The following is a 16,136-nucleotide window of genomic DNA, read 5'->3' as shown; positions in this document are numbered from 1 at the left end:
AAAACCCAAAAGTCTTATACCCTAACGGTACATAGTTCAGGGGCGATTAGCTCAGAGGCCAATCCCGATAAGGGGTTGGTCAATCTGCGCTAGCGATGTATTGCTACATAAAAATACATCTTTACTCTCAAGCGCTGGCGACAACGTCGGCGCTTTTTCATTTCGACGGTCAGTCGCCAAGTACCTTGCGTATTGCACGGGCGAACCCTACCTCGAACATCGGCCGACCGCGCTCATTTACGATTTCGCCGTGGCTACCTTCTCGCAGGCCTCGTTCCTCAAGATATTCGGCGGATACTGCTTTCTTCAAGGCTTCGCGCTCCGAAGGCGTGAGCTGCGCACTCAAAGCAAGCACGGTTACTGACTGCGAGTCAGACCCAAATGCGACTTTCGCTCCGAGTGGGCGCCGGTCTGCGGTCACTTGGGCATTGGCTTTCAACACGTTCAGTTGCGCCCTGAGCCTGTCACGCTCTGCAATGATGGTCTGCATAATTGATCGGATAGCCGGGTCGTCGATACGCATTAGGTATTCATGGCTTGCCAGCGTCTTCTGCGGCTTTGGTGTAGGTGGGCCGGAGTAGGCAGCCCAGCTCTCAATGAGCATCCGGTAGTCAGCAGACTGGGCGTTGTAGAGCACTCGGCCCTTCATGATTCCTTCGGCTTCCGCCAGACGGCCGATGGATGGTAGCGAGAACTCCCGTGAGCAGGTCTCGTGTTGCTTGCGGCAAAGCTCGTGCATCTTTGTCAAGTTTGCGCGCCGATTTGAGCGCCCACCTTTTGTGAGCAACGCCTCTAGAGTTGCGTTCGGATGGATGTCCGTTTTGCCACTCATACTTCATCTCCGGTGGGGATCTGGCGCCTGTCGGAAAACGCTTTGGCGAGATTTGTCGTAGTCAGCTTGGAGAGGTCCATTTCAAAGTACTGGCTAAGGCTCACGCCTGCATCGATCAAATGAATTACCTGGCGTTGACCTAGCACGGGATTCGCCGGGTTCATCTGCTGGGCAAGGTTCCGCATAAATGCATTGCCAGCAAGCAATTGCTCTTCCTCGTTCAACAGCATGAACACAGGCGATATATCGTCGCGGTAGAGCATAGAGTCGAGCAGTTGACTGCGGCGGAATACAGCTTTGCCAGGTTCAAGGTCCGGATAGATCTCAACGCTTTGGCACACGCTGTCGAGCTGGAGCAATTCCGACTTCGTTTCTTCAAAAGCGACCTGCACGTCGAGAGTCGTGCCGGCAGCCACCAGCAGTTTACTGTCGCCCTGTGATACTTCGAGCGTTGCTTTGCAGCGCTCGATGAGACGCCAGCAAGCTACGAGGTCTTCGGCGAAGTCGCTAAAGCGCTTCATGGAGCTTTCCCATATCCGCTCGGCCTGCCGGTAAGCGTCAAGTTGGGTGAATGGCTTTCCGGCGTCCTCATTGTCGACTTTCTGCCTCTTCAGGTCCTGAAGTTCGTTTTCACGACTGAGGCAGACGTTGCGCGCTTCGTCGAAGTAATAGGCGAGCGTATTGAAGTGTGCGACCAGTGCGGGCAGGTAACGCGGCTCGGTCACGAACCAGCGACAGCGCACGCAATTGCGGCTGCCACCCGGAACGGGCCCGTACTTGGGATTAGTACCTTGAAAACCTTTGGTAATTAACGATCCCCCGTTGTAACAGCCACCCACTGCACCGTTGCCCTCGACCTCACTGGTGTTGCCACCAACCAGGCAAAAACCGTGATGCATTGGCATCCAGCCTGCCGGGTTGCGGGCGGCCGGATGTTGCGGGATGACTGCGGCGAAGCTGGTCACGCTATTGCAGATGGCACTTTTCTGAAGTTCTTCGTATTCAGTCTCGAGAAGGAAGTTCTGAATACTCGCCTCCTTATTTTCCTCCAGGCGTTTTGCCGCTTTGAGCAGCACATCGTGGACGTATGACGCGCCTGGCTTAACGTAGTAGAGAGTCATCAAAAGGCGACTATGGCCGACAAGTTTTTGCAGAAGTGGGAACGGCATCTGTCCCTCCAAAGCCAGTGCCGTGATGAGTGAGACGCGTAGGCTATGCAGGGGAAAGAGAGTTGTCGTAGCATTGTTTTGCTTTTCGGGCGACGGAAGGAAGCGAATTGGCGTGCCGTTGCGATGGCATTCGCCTCGGGCGGCGAGCCGCAATTCTAGTGCTTTTAGTAACATGAACCAGCAGCCATCCAGGACCCTGTTCTGGATAGGCAAGTGGCGCTCGCCTTCTACTGCTTCTGGCCGCCTAAAGATGAAGCAGGCGTCAGGATAGCTAGCAAGCTGCACATCACTTTTCACCCGAGTGTGGCGACCATCCAGTTCCGCCCAAGCCGTGCGGCGCGAGACAGGATTATACTTGTACTGCCAGTTGCGAAGCCTCTCCAGCAAGTAGTAGGCGTCCTGATGCACCGGTCCGCCAAAGGACCAGGGCAGCACGTAACCTTTTTCGGCACCGGACGTGGCAATATCGGCAGTTTTATTAGTATTGATGTACAGCACAGTTGAGACCATCTCACCGTCTGTTATCGGGCGGCTACGACGAAACATTCCTTGTTGCAGAGGCCGACGTTCGCTGCCCTGCGCAAGGCGACTCGTGTTCAGCGCCCAGGTACCAGCTTCGTAGCGCCAGGTGTCGGCTTCACCTGAGTCAAGCATGCGGACCTGTGTGGTTCGAAGTGGCAGGATGAGTTTTACGAGCAGTGCCACCCAGCGAACAGGGCTCCACATTTCAAGTCGATTGCCATTACGCTTCGGACGCTTACGCCATACACAATCCGGGTCATTCCGATCAATCAGGTCTTCAGTGACCTCAAACCAGTCGTGTCCTGTTGAACCCCGCTGACCAAGTTCAACATCTGGCGAGGCCTGTGCCCACCGCCAATCACAGAAATGCGCTCCTGCTGCAAGCATCTGCCGCAGCTCGTCAATGTAGCCGTATGGTAGTGGTGGATACACACTTTCGTCATGCTTGGGCAGGCCGCTTTTGGTCAGGCGGGGGACAGGGTTGCAAAAGGCCGATGAGACCACAGATTTGCCGTCATCGGATTCCTCGCTGAACTCGCGCAGCAATACGAAGCGCAGGAAGATATGGATGCTGTTGTTGTATTCGATACCAGCTTTGGAGTGTGGGCAGACCGTTTGGTAGAAGTCGGGGAAAACTTTGCCCTGCGCCAAGAACTCTGCAGGGTTGAGTGGTAGCCCTTGCTTTATGAGGTAGCGTTCAAAGAAGGTTACCAATGCTTGTAGCTTCACGCGGATATCTCGCGTTTCCCCTTTTAACCACTCTATCGCCAGGTCACGCCAGGCATTGAGTTGCGGATAGTCGCGCTCAACCCAGCCTAAATTCACGTCCGACTCGCGCGACACTTTCACTTTGAGAGGGGGAGACACGGACGTCTTTGGAACTGCCATGATCTTTTTTTCAAGCATGGGAATTCTCAGTCGATGAGTTCAATGCCAGGTAGCGACAGGCCAAATGCAGATTGTGTGCTGATGCATTTGTCCCGCAGCCGCTGGGCAGCCGCTTCGAGCGCTTCTAAGGCTTCGCGGGTGTTAGGCTGAGTATAAGTTTCTTGGCTTTCCGGCGATGAGTGATGCATAAAGCGGCGAATGAGCATCTTGTCGATGCTGGCGTTGCGAAGCCGGCGGCCATATGCGTGACGGTGGCCGTGCGGCGTCGTCCCCAGCGCCTTGCCGACTGTGAGACCTATACGCTCGCAGGCAGCGGCGTGCGCCTTGTTGTACTGGGTGAGCGTGTACATCGCGCCCACGGGCTCGCGGCTCAGGTTAATGAAAGCGAAGGGGTGGTCGCGCTCGACAAGCGCAACCTGTTCGAGATAGCGGTGCCATACTTGCAGGAACCACTCACCATACTCCGGCAGGAACCAGTACGCCTGCTTGTAGTAGGGGCCATCGTGCGTGCCACCCTTCCAGCCAGCATGTGCTTTTGGCTGAGCGTAGCAAGCCCCAACGCAGTTGCCCTCTACTTGCCCCCCCCATTGAATCGGAGTTGACCAGCACGCTTCGCAACCATGAAAAGCAAAACTCTGCCTAATCCTGACTGTTGCGACAGGCCTCGATTGACCAGAGCCGTCATCCAGATGTAGGAACAAATTCAAGTACGATTGATATTGTTTACAAAATCTGGCGTGATATTCTCGTCTCCGGCGGGCTGTGTGGACGGCGCTTTGGAGACATTGAGCCGACAGATTCTAGATTGCTAGACCAAGGGGGTTCGACTCCTCCCTCGCCAACCCAATGAAGGTCTGAATTGTGTCCTACCAAGTCGAATTAGGTTGGAAAATTTTCTCCAACCTTTCCCCTCAAGGGACTGAAACAACTAGTCTGTCTAGCTCGCTTTTCAATATCAAAGGGGCGAGCTCTTTTTTGCGTACGCTTGGAGGCAATCCACGCGCACCTTACGCGCCAAAAACACTCGAGCCGACAAAAAACTTTCATCACGCATTGCGGGCTTCGAAGAGTGAGCTGGGTGTTGAAGGAAAGCAATTTACCTTTACGATTTTTTTTGAGAAGGTGCAGCAGCGCCTACAAGTAACGATAGGTCTACGAAGATACTTATCTTGCATATGCGCCTCAGTAAAAGTTCAGGCGTTTAGTGTCGATTGCCTTGCTGTAATTGCCGACCTGCAAGACTTTAAATCTCATAAGGGGCTGTTTAGATTCGTTTCAGAAATTCTTGCCGTCACTACCTCAGGCACCACCACCATAAAAAAGCTTTCCGCGCGTCCTAAAATATTCCCAATAACTCAAATTGCGAATTTAGATAGCCAGGCGGAAGACACATTACATCGCCTTGTGGAAATCCTAACGCGTCACACTATCGAAGAATCAGGCATAGTTGATTCGGTTATTCAAAAAAATAAGACCCATCAAATTGACAAAACGTTAGTGCTAATTGATAGGCAAGGAGTTCTCTCCTACTTGCCACCTCGCTGTGGCGCTCATCAAATTGAAGGAAACCTTCAGCGCTTTAAGAATGCCTCCTCATTGATGGAGTTTGCATGCGCAATTAAGCGAGACTTAAAGTCTGGTTCTGTCTCTAGCAAGCTCGTTACTCCAATCATTAATGATGCAAAATACTTTTTGCCCGATAGTATTTCTGCTCAGCGAATGTGGGGGCTATTAATGAGCGAGTTTAGTATGCAGCATGAGCTTGAACAGGGAAGTGAATTAAGTATGGCTCCAATTTCAGAAAAAATCGCCCACCATAATTTCTCGCTCCCGCATCCTAAACAGTTTATTTTGCAGCAGAATTTTTTCAACGACCAATACAATGTATCGGGACAAGTCGGAGCAGTTGGCCCCAACGCCAGAGCTGCAAACAATACTTTTACCCAAGTATTAGAACAAGCGGCATGCGATCTCGATCTACCGGAACTTGCTGCAGAGCTTGCGACACTTCGCAATTCGATGCGTAATGAAGCTACCGAAATCGAACACGACCAAGCAGTTGCTAGCATTGGTGCCGCAGAGAGTTCAGCGAGGAAACAAGATGGCGCAGGCGCATTGGGGCATCTGAAATTCGCTGGGAAGTGGGCATTGGGTGTGGCAACGAAGATTGGGGCTAGTGTGGCTGCTAAAGCAATTCAAACAGCAATTGGTCTGTAGCAAATATCTATAGTTAGATTTTTCCAGGACATTCGCGATGCCTATCACAGTTCCTGATTCTTCATGGTACATAAGCAAAAGCGCAGAGAAAAATGCTCCCGCCTCGTGCCCTTATGCAAATGTGCATAAATGCCCGAGGTACTATGCAAGCATATATATGCTAGGCAAAGCTAGAATCATCACCTCTATAGCCGATGATAAAGAACAATCTTTGGATGCTTTTTGGACTTCCTCTGGACTGCTACCAGTTATAGCAGAAGAAGACACTGGTGTAAGTGGCACACAAGGAAATTGGAGCGCTTTTTCAAATTTTTGCCCTGAGGTGACCTTCGCTTATCTTCATTACTACGCAAGCTACTTAGCGAAATACGTAGATGAAATTGATAGCGACTGTGGGCGCAGAATTGCTGAAAGGGAAAAAAGACCAAACGATTGGCGATATGAATGGGGCTTTATATCTCCCTGCCATTTTTTGGATTGTAGTGTATATAATCAAGTCCATGATTTTAATTCAAGAGAAGACGCCAACAAGCGTTTGCTTTCGCACCATAATCAAGTTTTTGTCCAGCAGTTTTTTTCTAAGGAGATTTCTATGGGTGACCAATACAATGTAACAGGGCAGATTGGAGCGATCGGCCCCAACGCAAAAGCAGAGAACAATACCTTTAACCAAGTAATACAACAGGCGGCATCCAATCTCGATCTACCTGCGCTTGCTGCGGAGCTTGCGACACTTCGCAAGTCAATGCGTGATCAAGCTACCGAGATCGAACACGACCAAGCAGTTGCTAGCATTGGTGCTGCGGAACGTTCGGCTAAAAAACAAGATGCCGCAGGGGCATTGGAACATCTGAAATCCGCCGGGAAGTGGGCGTTTGATGTGGCAACGAAAACTGGAACAATTGTCGCAGCTAAAGCAATTCAAACAGCTATAGGCCTGTAGTAACTATCTAGCCAAACACCTCAGCGAACTGCCTCGGCAGTCACTGAGTTTGAATATTAGTTTGCGCAATGGATCGTTTGCTGTCATCCCTGATAGACAGCAAACGGCCCAGGCTGTTTGAAAATGCATGTACCGTTTCAAAGTCTGCTTTGCTATGTACACTCTGCCAGAGTTTAGTTGATCAGCAGACCTGAAATTTCCGTAGGAACGCGATTCCCGTCGCGATTCTGACTGTCAAACGCGCTATAAAACGGTTTCACACAGCCTGGGCCGTAAGCAGTCGGACGTAGGCAGCTAGGTTGAATGAGGTCAGCACGTAGACAGCGTGCCGGCTAAATAGTAGCGTTCAAGTTTGCCCGCGCGATGCATGCCATCAAGCGGAGGGTTTGATCGGGTTTCCATGAAACTGGTAATTATCAGGTCTCACTAGGGGTTCATGAGTGGCAGTCAAATATAAACGAGTCGCAGCCACCGATCCGCAAGACGCCATACGCGTTGGGAGCGTTCGGACTTTTCTCGATGCACTTGAAAAGCTAGAAAAGCCTAGTGGCACGACCTTCTTCTATCGCGGGCATCCTAGCTTTACCTACGTACTTCAGCCCAGCGTTTATCGTGAAGCGAGATGGGTCAACAACGAAGACATCATGTTCAAGGAACTCATCCTTAGGTGCCCGAACGAGTTCACCTCACTCGCGTCCACTTTTCAAACCCTCGTGAAGATGCAGCACTACGGTCTTCCAACAAGGTTGCTTGATTTGACTGCGAATCCACTTATTGCGCTCTATTTTGCAAGCGATCCCGCTGATCCGCCAAGCGAGAGCGGGGAGGTACTCGCCTTTGGGGTACCTACTGGTGAGGTGAAGTATTATGACAGCGATACGGTAAGCGTAATCGCGAATATTGCGCGCAGGCCTATTTCTTTTGCGGTACCTCCGGCGAATTTGACTAAGGTCAAGTTCAATAAGGATTCAACAATTCGCTATCTATTGCACGAAATCAAGCAGGAGAAGCCTTACTTTGAGCCGGAGATCGTGCGCGAGCATCTTGAATCGGTTGTCTGTGTTAGGCCTAAGCTTGAGAACCCACGCATCATTAGACAGGACGGAGCATTCTTTCTATTCGGTGTGACTGGATTAAAATCCAATGCCGCGTCGGTCCCGGAGCGTTACATCGCGACTTCGTCGTCAAAACGAATACTGATCATCGGTTCTGAGAAGCGACGTATACGCAGTCAGTTGGAGTCACTGGGTATCTTCCAAGGTACTGTGTATCCGGAAATTGATCGCGTAGCTGAGTTCCTCAAACAACACTACGCGCCTGCAAGCGAAAACTAGCAGTGCAATGAATATCGTTCGCTTAGCTCACTGGGTTCGCGAAAGTTACGCTTTTGCTTGCCTGCGAGTTAAATCGGAATCCACAGCAAAGGAGAGATTAATGACAACAGACTCAAATACGAACGATGCAAAAAGCAGCTCATGGACATTTTCAATTGAAGGCCCATTTGCAATAGTGTTAAGCCTAATCGGTATTGGCGGCATTGCATACGCGATATATACGCGCGGTGCGTTCGACTTTCTTCCTTCTCCTATTTTAATTTCATCAGCACTAGCGTGCATTTTGTTTTCGCTGTTGTCACCCTCGCCGGGAACTACAAAAAAAAGCTTTCGCACGGTGTGGGGTAGTTTTAAAACTCTGATAGTCCTGTGGGCACTTAGCGCCCTCGCTTGTCTAATGTTATTTGGCTTCGGAGTATCTCTGTTTGATGTCTGCGAACACTTATGGGGGGTCATGACATATGAGGGTCGATTCTCTCTGATAGTTGGTTTCATTACGTTCCTCGCGGGCGCAGTCTTTTTTTGGATGCGAACGAAGTGGCGAGTTACGTATGGCATTTCTGAAGCTTTTGCAGGAGTGGCGATTGCTTCACACCGAGCATATGGGGACACGACATTATGGACAACAAACGATTTCGGCTTCTACGCGGCAGTCTTGACCGCCGGGGTTTATTTGGTTGTCCGTGGTCTTGATAATGTGAATCAGGGGCGAGACCTTCACCGCGATCCAGTTATGAGAATAGCGAACTGGATCAAGGCGCAAACTTTCACAACGGACCCCGAAGAAGTGAGAAAAATGTACGGTGAACCAAGTGCTGAGTCGACTGAAAAAAGCTGATTCGTCACGCACCCATTCGCGAAATGAAAACTGGCTAGACGGTACGGCGAGCACTCAATAGTCATGTGATTCTTGGAGCATTTTGACTGCGCGGACCAACGTCCGCTTTCGGCGCAGAGTGTGTAAAAACTCCTACAGTAGCTCGACTGGCCAAAAAGATCTGAAAATCGCGCTTCTACGTAAACTCTAGATCTTGAGTAGCCGCGTTTTTTTGAGAATTCATGTAGGAGTGCGCACTTCGACTTTGCGTCGGAGCTTTACGCAGTCTGGACCAGAAGCGGAGAGTCGCCGGCCACATCAGTAGGAAAACAGCACCATGCTGATGGGATTAAGTACCTGAACGAAAATCTTCCACCATCTCAGCCGGGAAAGTTCCGTAACTCAAGGGCTACACTGGGAGGAGATGTCAGATTATTTCTATTCCGGCACTTAGCATGTAGCGCCTTGAGCATTAAAGTGGTTGTTGGTAATCTCAATGCTTAGATGGCACAAGTGACAAGGGCTACTCATAGCGGAGAGCCATTTGGTCGAGCCATTGCAACCGCCGATCCAGCTCGATGCTCGGCTTGGCTTTGATCATGCGCTCTAGAATCTTGGGCACTCCAAAAAGATTACTAGTACAGCCTGGTCCGAATAGCCTCCAGAGCAAAGTCAAAGTCTCACTTGGAAACTTTTCAGGCGCCTCTGACGACTCAATCGCGTAGAGGCTGCCACGGCCATGTAGTTGGGTTAAATAAGGCAGCAATTGATTTAGAGCCTCAGGAAACGCGTCTGCCGATGCAATCGCAAGTTCGGCGAAATGTTGCGTCAGCTCCTTTTCGTACAACTCGCGGTCACGCGACCACCTGGCTAGTAAAGGACCGATGCTGGTACGCCATGCCTCAGCTGGGCCGCCTTCAATCTCATGAATCCATTGCACGAGCAGGCGTACAGCTCCCTCACGCAACGCAGGAGGGCCCTTTTTGAGCGCCAAATCTGTTTGCTCAAGTGAGATTCCCCAATGGTCGGCATCTTGTTCTCGACGAATGATCGATAAGGCTGGGGCCATAATTTTAGCGGCTGCTGTCCTCGAGCTTCGATCACGGCCTCCGATTTCAGTAACACCCTGCAAGATGTGCTTACAGAATACCCGCGACGTAGTAGAAGACAGGTTTGCCCGGTTGACCAGCACTGAGCGCAGCGCCGCTGCCTCTGCAGATTCGCCAGTAAGTGCAGCATCGATTAATCCGGCCACAGTTTGTCCATCGATTGATAGAACAAACGCTGCATCGCGTATCAGGACTGCACGCGCAAATATGCCTTGGCGGCCCTCTGTCGAGGCTGCATGAGCGATATTCTTCAGCAGATCGGGCCTAGTAAGCTCGCGTTGCTGGCGGCACCTTTCAACGTCCGCCAACAGCGCTTGGGTGAGTCGCCCGGCTGGCGAATTGATCGCATCTTCAGCAAGTTCGCAGCTCGCATCGAAAGGTTCGATATCATGATCTACGGCAATGGCAAACAACCGTGGCCACCAATCCGCGAGTGCCAGCGCCGATTGTCGAGGGGTCCTGAAGTAAAGGTCTGCTAAGCGGTCGATTATGAGCTCTAAAAAGGTTCCGTTCGCAGGCTTAATCACCTCGAAAATGCTGATGACGAGTTTGCTGCGGTGTTCATCAGGGGCTTCTTGCGCAAATGAAAGGGAACCGATGAGAGTGTTCCATAACGGGGCGTTTGAAGCATCGAGCTCCGCTTGTGCAAGCGTATCGAAGGCCCCGCTCGGGTCAGTCCGGCAATAGACGCTCCAACCAAGCTGCTTTCTTATGTCAGGGCTATGGATGACTTGGCGGGCCACCTCCAGCCTTTCACCATCTCCTGCGTCGATGATTGGCTGGGCGTCTCCGACAACTTCCTGAACGCCGTAACTATAGGATCCGAAGAAATCCCGCTCTTCCACGTCTCGATCCAGATATTCCCGCGTCCTCTTGATAGAGGCTAACTCGGTGGCGCCGCGTCGCGACAGCATGCCAGCAATATTGAGCATGTTGAGTCGTAACCACACTTCGGAATCCCGTGCATGACCGCGCCAATCGGCCTGGCCGTCCTCAATTGTGTAATGCTCGTAGTAGGCCTTTCCTTCGATGAGGATGCGCTGTTCTACCTGGGCGACCAGCTTCTCATCAGCGTCGGCCGCACGGTCGCGCAGTACAAGTGCGAGCTCGCGCCGAACATGCCAGAAGACATTAAGTGGGAGGTCTGCTAGCCCAGCGATTGCTTCGTCTCCTGTAAAAAGCGCCTTGTTACGCAGCGCGTGTAACCATAGCCTGCACCCCAAGAACCCGGACATTTTACGCCACGTCGTTACCAATGAACGGGTTGTCGCTTTATCCAGTTGGGTGGCTGCGGGAAGTAAGCGCGCAAGAAGCTGGACGAGAAAGACAGGTCCTTCATGATGGTCGTTCTGTGTGTGAGGCTCAACAGACGGCACTGAGTAGTCGTTTTTATCGAAATATTCGTCGATTGCATCAAGGTCGACAGTTACTCCAACAACCTCTTGAAGCTTCGCCGTAGCGATTGCGATGATCACATGTGATTGCGGCACTTCGACAAGAGCGTCAACCAGTTCGGTAGCTTCACCTTGCCCCCGTACTATCCAGCGCGCCCCAAATATATCGGCGAGACGATTAGGAGAATCGCCTTCAGCTAATTCTCGAGCTGTCAGTTTGAACACTGGGGTGATCAATCCTACCGCGTGATGAAGGTCTTTATTCAGGACAACAGAACCACGAAGGATCTTCAGCATGGCATAGAAATGGAGATCTAAGTCCTTGCTAAAGCGCGGCTGACTGGCTGCAAGGAGGCGCCAGGCTCGAAGCCACAAATCTGGTAAATCCTTGCTCTGATCAACATGCCTAATGAGCGCGTCGGAAAATGGCTTTCCGAACCGTTCCAACCATTGGATGGCGCCCCTGAACCGATCAACTGACTGTAGGTTTCGAGCAATCCACGCAGCAAGGATCCAGGCTACATCTTGGTCACTCCAAACCTTGCGCTCGACCAGAAAGTTAAACCAAGCGACATCCTCAATCGATCTGATTGCAACCGGCCAAAGGTCTCGGCGCCCTTGAAGTAGCCACAAGATGCGATCACGTTCGGCTAGGTCAGCCGCATCGAAGCTTTTTACCAGGATCGTTTGAGCCCAAGCATGCCTAGTCGTTCGTGGTCGTACAACGAGCTCGGCAAGTTGATCAAGATCACGCCATAGTGCGCTGTGATCTTCGTTGCCATTCGCAGCATCGGTAGTAAATTCGTACGCAATCGGTTCGACAGCCAGTGTGCTCCAGCGAGCGTCGGGTAGCTCCCGCGCCTTGACCCCATCTAGTGCATAGACAGGGAGTACGTCAGGGAATCGCTGCCGATCAGCTTCGAGGACATTCAGGAAATAGCGGACCGGTGCATCGCCTGCGCTATAGCCGACGAGAACGACTGTCTTGCAGCGACACAGGTCGAACAAAAAACGAGATGCCCAACCCGAGCGCATGTAAGCATCACCGTAATCCGCGCTTGTTACGACGAGTGGAGTCTGTTTTAGACCGATCCGTTCGTCGGCGATACGGCCGTGGAGGTGAATGATGCCACCGAACTCCGTGCTACCCGGCGATGGCAGATCCTGGCCAGCAAAGCTAAGCTCCTGCGCCTGCTCGATACCCTCCACATCCCACAATGCTTTCTCGAGCATTGTGTCAAAGTTAGTTGTGATGACGGTCGGCCGGTTATCAAGGCTGCGAGATAACCTGAGAATGGTGTGGTGGTGAGCCAAATCGGCATTTTCCGAGCGCTCCCGCAGTATATTCACTACCGCCCGGATCACATCGCCTGGGTCTACAGTCCGACGACTTAACGATCCAAGCACCTCTTCGAATCTGTAATTTTTAAATGACTCCGTCTCAGATGCATTTTTTTCCAAACCTAGCCGGCCAACGCACTCTTCGACTAAACCCGAAAACAATGGTAGCTGGGGCGCGCTTATGCCCGCACCACATAAAAAAACGACGTCACCGGTAAGCAAAGCATCAACAAGCTGCTCCGGAAATGCTGGACCTTCGTTCGAAAAGCGAAGACTCAAGATTGCGCTCTCTTGTTCAGAAGTAATGATGCCGCTTAGGGCGGGGTGCCAGACGATTTGAAAAACATGAATCTCGGTGCATCGCTGCGTCAGATTACCAGTTACGAGCGCCCAATCTCCGTTGATCTCGCTTAAGTCGCCAGAACCAACCTGTACGCACGATCGACTGCGCTGGCCCCCGTAGATTCATCAACAGAATTTCGATCAGAAGGGGAGTGATCAGCACCTCTATGGAGTCAGGGGAAACTCACTACCTTGTAATCCTATTTTTTGCACCGTAAACCACGAGAGTTAACAAGTGAAAAAAGTGGTTTACACGAATCGATGAGGTTCTTTTCCATCAATAGTGGGTAGTTTTGTGAGCCTACGCACTGCGGCACGTATTGTTCAAGCCGAATGCGAGCGGATTGGCCTGTACGAGCGCAATTGGTCGGTGGTGAAAAAAAGGGGGCAAGCGCCAAGCGATTACATACATGGATAAGTCTGAACAATTCTGAATTGCTGCAGGGGGCCAGAGCTTATGCATCAAATGTAATTTGATGCATAAGATGTATCGATACCGTAAAGCTTCAGCTTTATTAAAGGCAAAAAAACACCCCAGCAGGAGGGGTGTTTTAACCGAATCGACTCAGAAGCCCCGAACTATGTATTCCTTACTGGGGGGAATAACCCCATGTGCCGGGGTTTTGTGTTTCTGGAATACGCTAAATCAAACACCACGGATCAAAATGTGTGGGCGGGCTTGCTCGCGAATGCGGTGTGTCAGTTAATGAACAGGTGACTGATACCCCGCATTCGCGAGCAAGCCCGCTCCCACATTTGATCTTCGCTCGGGCCTCAGCGCCGGGCAATGTCCGAAAAATAAAACTTATCCAACGTATGCCGTGACTCGGTGTACTCGAACTGCCTTCCATCCTGCAAAAACGTCTGGTTACTCACCACGATCACATGGCTTTGCCCATCCAGGTCCAGATGCGCCTGGTCGTCTTTGCTGCGGGGCAGGGCTTCGATGGTGCGCTGCGCGTAGCTGATCTGCAGCTGCAAGGTGTCTTCGATAAACGCATAGATCGACTGCTCGGCAATCGAGCGCTCCAGGCCTGGGATCAGGTCGGCGACGAAGTGGTTGATGTCGAGGATCACCCGTTTGCCGCCGATGCGCCGTACCCGTTTGATCCGCGTGATCAACGTGCCGGGCTCGGCTTCGATGTGTTGCAGCAGAGAGCCTTCCAGCGGGAACTGGCTGAATTCGACGACGTCGGTGCGTACGTCATCGCCCAGGTCGGCGTGGGTTTCGTGGAAGCTGACGATGCCACCCAGTTGGAACTCGATCGGGTTGGGCGACAGCACGAAGGTGCCCTTGCCGTGGATTTTTTGCGCAAACCCCCGTTCCTGCAGCTGCTCGATAGCGCGGCGCACGGTGCCACGGCTGGCTTGGTAGGCGTCCATCAGTTCGGTTTCGGAGGGAAGGCGCGTGCCGCGTTGCAGGCGTTCAGTGGTGATGTTGGCAAGCAGATCGGTATAGATCTGGTTGTATTTGCTCATGGCGATGGCTCTGTGCCCGACGTGATGAAGGGTGAACGGTGTTCAAGGCAGGAACCTTAGTGGCAGAGGTGGGCTTTGTCCATTGGACCCAAATGGAATAAGAGAAATGTCTGACTTAAAACTCAGAAAAATAAACATTTCTTAACTCGTACAGACGAGTTGTTGCTTTAACTCGTACAGACGAGTATTTTTGCTCTCGGCGTGCTGCCAATGACTGCCCCCAAATAAAAAAATCAAAGTGGATACCAAGCATGAGCCACGATTATTCGAATATCGCCCGCGAGATTCTCGAGAACCTCGGGGGCAGCGACAACCTTGAGCAAGCTGCCCACTGCGTGACGCGTCTGCGCCTCGCGCTCAAGGACCCGAGCCTGGTCAAGAGCAGTGCGTTGAACCAGGTCGATCTGGTCAAAGGCTCGTTCTTCACCGGTGGTTTGTTTCAGGTGGTGATCGGCCCGGGTGAAGTGGAAAAGGTCTACGCCGCACTGCGCGAACAGACCGGCCTCGCCGCCGCCACCATCGCCGACGTGAAGAAGAAGGGCGCCGACAAGACCAACGCGATGCAGCGTCTGGTGCGGGTGTTCTCCGATGTGTTCATGCCGATCCTGCCCGCACTGATCATCGCCGGCCTGCTGATGGGCGTGAACAACCTGATGGGCGCCAAAGGCATGTTCATCGAGGGCAAGACGCTGCTGGAGGCCTATCCGAACCTGGACGGCCTGTGGAGCCTGATCAACCTGATGGCCAACACCTCGTTCGTGTTCCTGCCGGCGCTGGTGGGGTGGTCGGCGGCCAAGCGCTTTGGCGGCAGTGAAATCCTCGGCATCGTGCTCGGCCTGATGCTGGTGCACCCCGATCTGCTCAACGCGTGGAACTACGGCAAGGCAGTCGCCGGGCTCGATGGCCAGAGCCTGCCCTACTTCGATATTTTCGGCTGGTTCAAGATCGAAAAAGTCGGCTACCAGGGGCAGATCCTGCCAATCCTGATGGCGGCCTATGTGATGAGCGTGATTGAAAAATGGCTGCGCGCACGGGTGCCGAATGCGATTCAACTGCTCGTTGTGCCCATCACCACCATCGTCGTCACCGGCGTGCTGGCCCTGGCAATCATCGGCCCGGTCACCCGCCACCTCGGCATCCTGATCACCGAAGGCGTAGTCACCCTGTTTGACCTGGCGCCGATGGTCGGCGGAGCGATTTTCGGCCTGCTGTATGCGCCGCTCGTTATCACCGGCATGCACCACATGTTCCTCGCCGTGGACCTGCAGCTTATCTCGACCCAGGGCGGCACCTTTATCTGGCCGATGATCGTGATGTCCAACCTGGCCCAGGGCAGCGCCGCGCTTGGTGTGTTCTACATGACCCGCAACGCGCGGGACAAAAGCATGGCTTCCACCTCGGCCATTTCTGCTTACTTCGGTATCACTGAACCGGCGATGTTCGGGGTGAACCTGCGCTTCAAGTTTCCGTTCTATGCCGCGCTGCTGGGCTCGGCGCTGGGCAGCATTTTCCTGTCGTTGAACAAGGTGACCGCCTCGGCGATCGGCGTCGGTGGTTTGCCGGCGTTTATCTCAATTCTTCCGCAGTACATCCCGGTTTTTGTCATCGGGATGGTCATCGCGATTGTGGTGCCGTTTGTTCTGACCTGTGCGTTGAGCATGAAGATTGTGCGGCCGGGGTATCGCGTCGCTTGATCGATCGCTATCGCAGGCAAGCCAGCTCCCACATTTGAATGTGTTCACAAATCAA

Annotated in this window: 10 protein-coding genes; 5 read left to right on the top strand and 5 right to left on the bottom strand. The window is 52.5% G+C overall.

Features of this window, described 5'->3' with window-relative positions; all coding sequences use genetic code 11:
• Window positions 1–169 precede the first annotated feature (169 nt).
• The 3 genes from gmtX to ACDZ94_RS02620 are packed head-to-tail and all read right to left on the bottom strand — an operon-like array spanning window position 170 to window position 4,112.
• Window positions 170–832: a gamma-mobile-trio protein GmtX gene (gene gmtX, locus ACDZ94_RS02630; RefSeq protein ID WP_432751032.1), complete on the bottom strand. Its 663-nt coding sequence runs from the start codon at window positions 830–832 to the stop codon at window positions 170–172.
• Window positions 829–3,429, bottom strand: a complete 2,601-nt coding sequence (gmtZ, locus tag ACDZ94_RS02625; protein WP_432751031.1) for a gamma-mobile-trio integrase GmtZ — start codon at window positions 3,427–3,429, stop codon at window positions 829–831. Before gmtZ ends, gmtX begins: the two co-directional genes overlap by 4 nt.
• A gap of 8 nt (window positions 3,430–3,437) precedes the next feature.
• Window positions 3,438–4,112, bottom strand: a complete 675-nt coding sequence (locus ACDZ94_RS02620; RefSeq protein WP_432751030.1) for a tyrosine-type recombinase/integrase — start codon at window positions 4,110–4,112, stop codon at window positions 3,438–3,440.
• A gap of 160 nt (window positions 4,113–4,272) precedes the next feature.
• Here ACDZ94_RS02620 and ACDZ94_RS02615 point away from each other — a divergent pair, with 160 nt between their 5' ends.
• The 4 genes from ACDZ94_RS02615 to ACDZ94_RS02600 all read left to right on the top strand — a co-directional run bounded on the left by ACDZ94_RS02615 (window position 4,273) and on the right by ACDZ94_RS02600 (window position 8,743).
• Window positions 4,273–5,628, top strand: coding sequence for a hypothetical protein (locus ACDZ94_RS02615; RefSeq protein WP_432751029.1), 1,356 nt, complete (start codon window positions 4,273–4,275; stop codon window positions 5,626–5,628).
• A 37-nt stretch (window positions 5,629–5,665) separates the two neighbouring features.
• Window positions 5,666–6,571, top strand: a complete 906-nt coding sequence (locus ACDZ94_RS02610) for a hypothetical protein (RefSeq protein ID WP_432751028.1) — start codon at window positions 5,666–5,668, stop codon at window positions 6,569–6,571.
• A gap of 440 nt (window positions 6,572–7,011) precedes the next feature.
• Window positions 7,012–7,905 carry an FRG domain-containing protein gene (locus ACDZ94_RS02605; protein ID WP_432751027.1) on the top strand — a complete coding sequence of 298 codons (894 nt, stop codon included), beginning with the start codon at window positions 7,012–7,014 and terminating at the stop codon, window positions 7,903–7,905.
• 100 nt (window positions 7,906–8,005) lie between these two features.
• Entirely contained in the window at window positions 8,006–8,743 is a 738-nt protein-coding gene (locus ACDZ94_RS02600) for a hypothetical protein (RefSeq protein ID WP_432751026.1), read from the top strand.
• Between the two features lie 502 nt (window positions 8,744–9,245).
• On the opposite strand, the gene ACDZ94_RS02595 is transcribed toward ACDZ94_RS02600, so the two are convergent.
• Together ACDZ94_RS02595 and treR are read right to left on the bottom strand one after the other, a co-directional pair.
• The gene (locus ACDZ94_RS02595) at window positions 9,246–12,845 is read right to left on the bottom strand and encodes an SIR2 family protein (RefSeq protein ID WP_432751025.1); all 3,600 of its coding nucleotides are present in this window, start codon (window positions 12,843–12,845) and stop codon (window positions 9,246–9,248) included.
• Between the two features lie 837 nt (window positions 12,846–13,682).
• Window positions 13,683–14,387 (bottom strand): trehalose operon repressor, encoded by a 705-nt coding sequence (treR, locus tag ACDZ94_RS02590; protein ID WP_432751024.1) that lies wholly within the window; start codon window positions 14,385–14,387, stop codon window positions 13,683–13,685.
• A gap of 251 nt (window positions 14,388–14,638) precedes the next feature.
• Here treR and treP point away from each other — a divergent pair, with 251 nt between their 5' ends.
• The gene (gene treP, locus ACDZ94_RS02585) at window positions 14,639–16,081 is read left to right on the top strand and encodes a PTS system trehalose-specific EIIBC component (protein WP_064454025.1); all 1,443 of its coding nucleotides are present in this window, start codon (window positions 14,639–14,641) and stop codon (window positions 16,079–16,081) included.
• Window positions 16,082–16,136 lie beyond the last annotated feature (55 nt).

The sequence above is a fragment of the Pseudomonas sp. UBT genome (assembly GCF_050915955.1).
Lineage (GTDB): Bacteria > Pseudomonadota > Gammaproteobacteria > Pseudomonadales > Pseudomonadaceae > Aquipseudomonas > Aquipseudomonas antarctica_A.
Note: the sequence above shows the minus strand (reverse complement) of the source record. Positions and strands in the feature narration are given on the sequence as shown.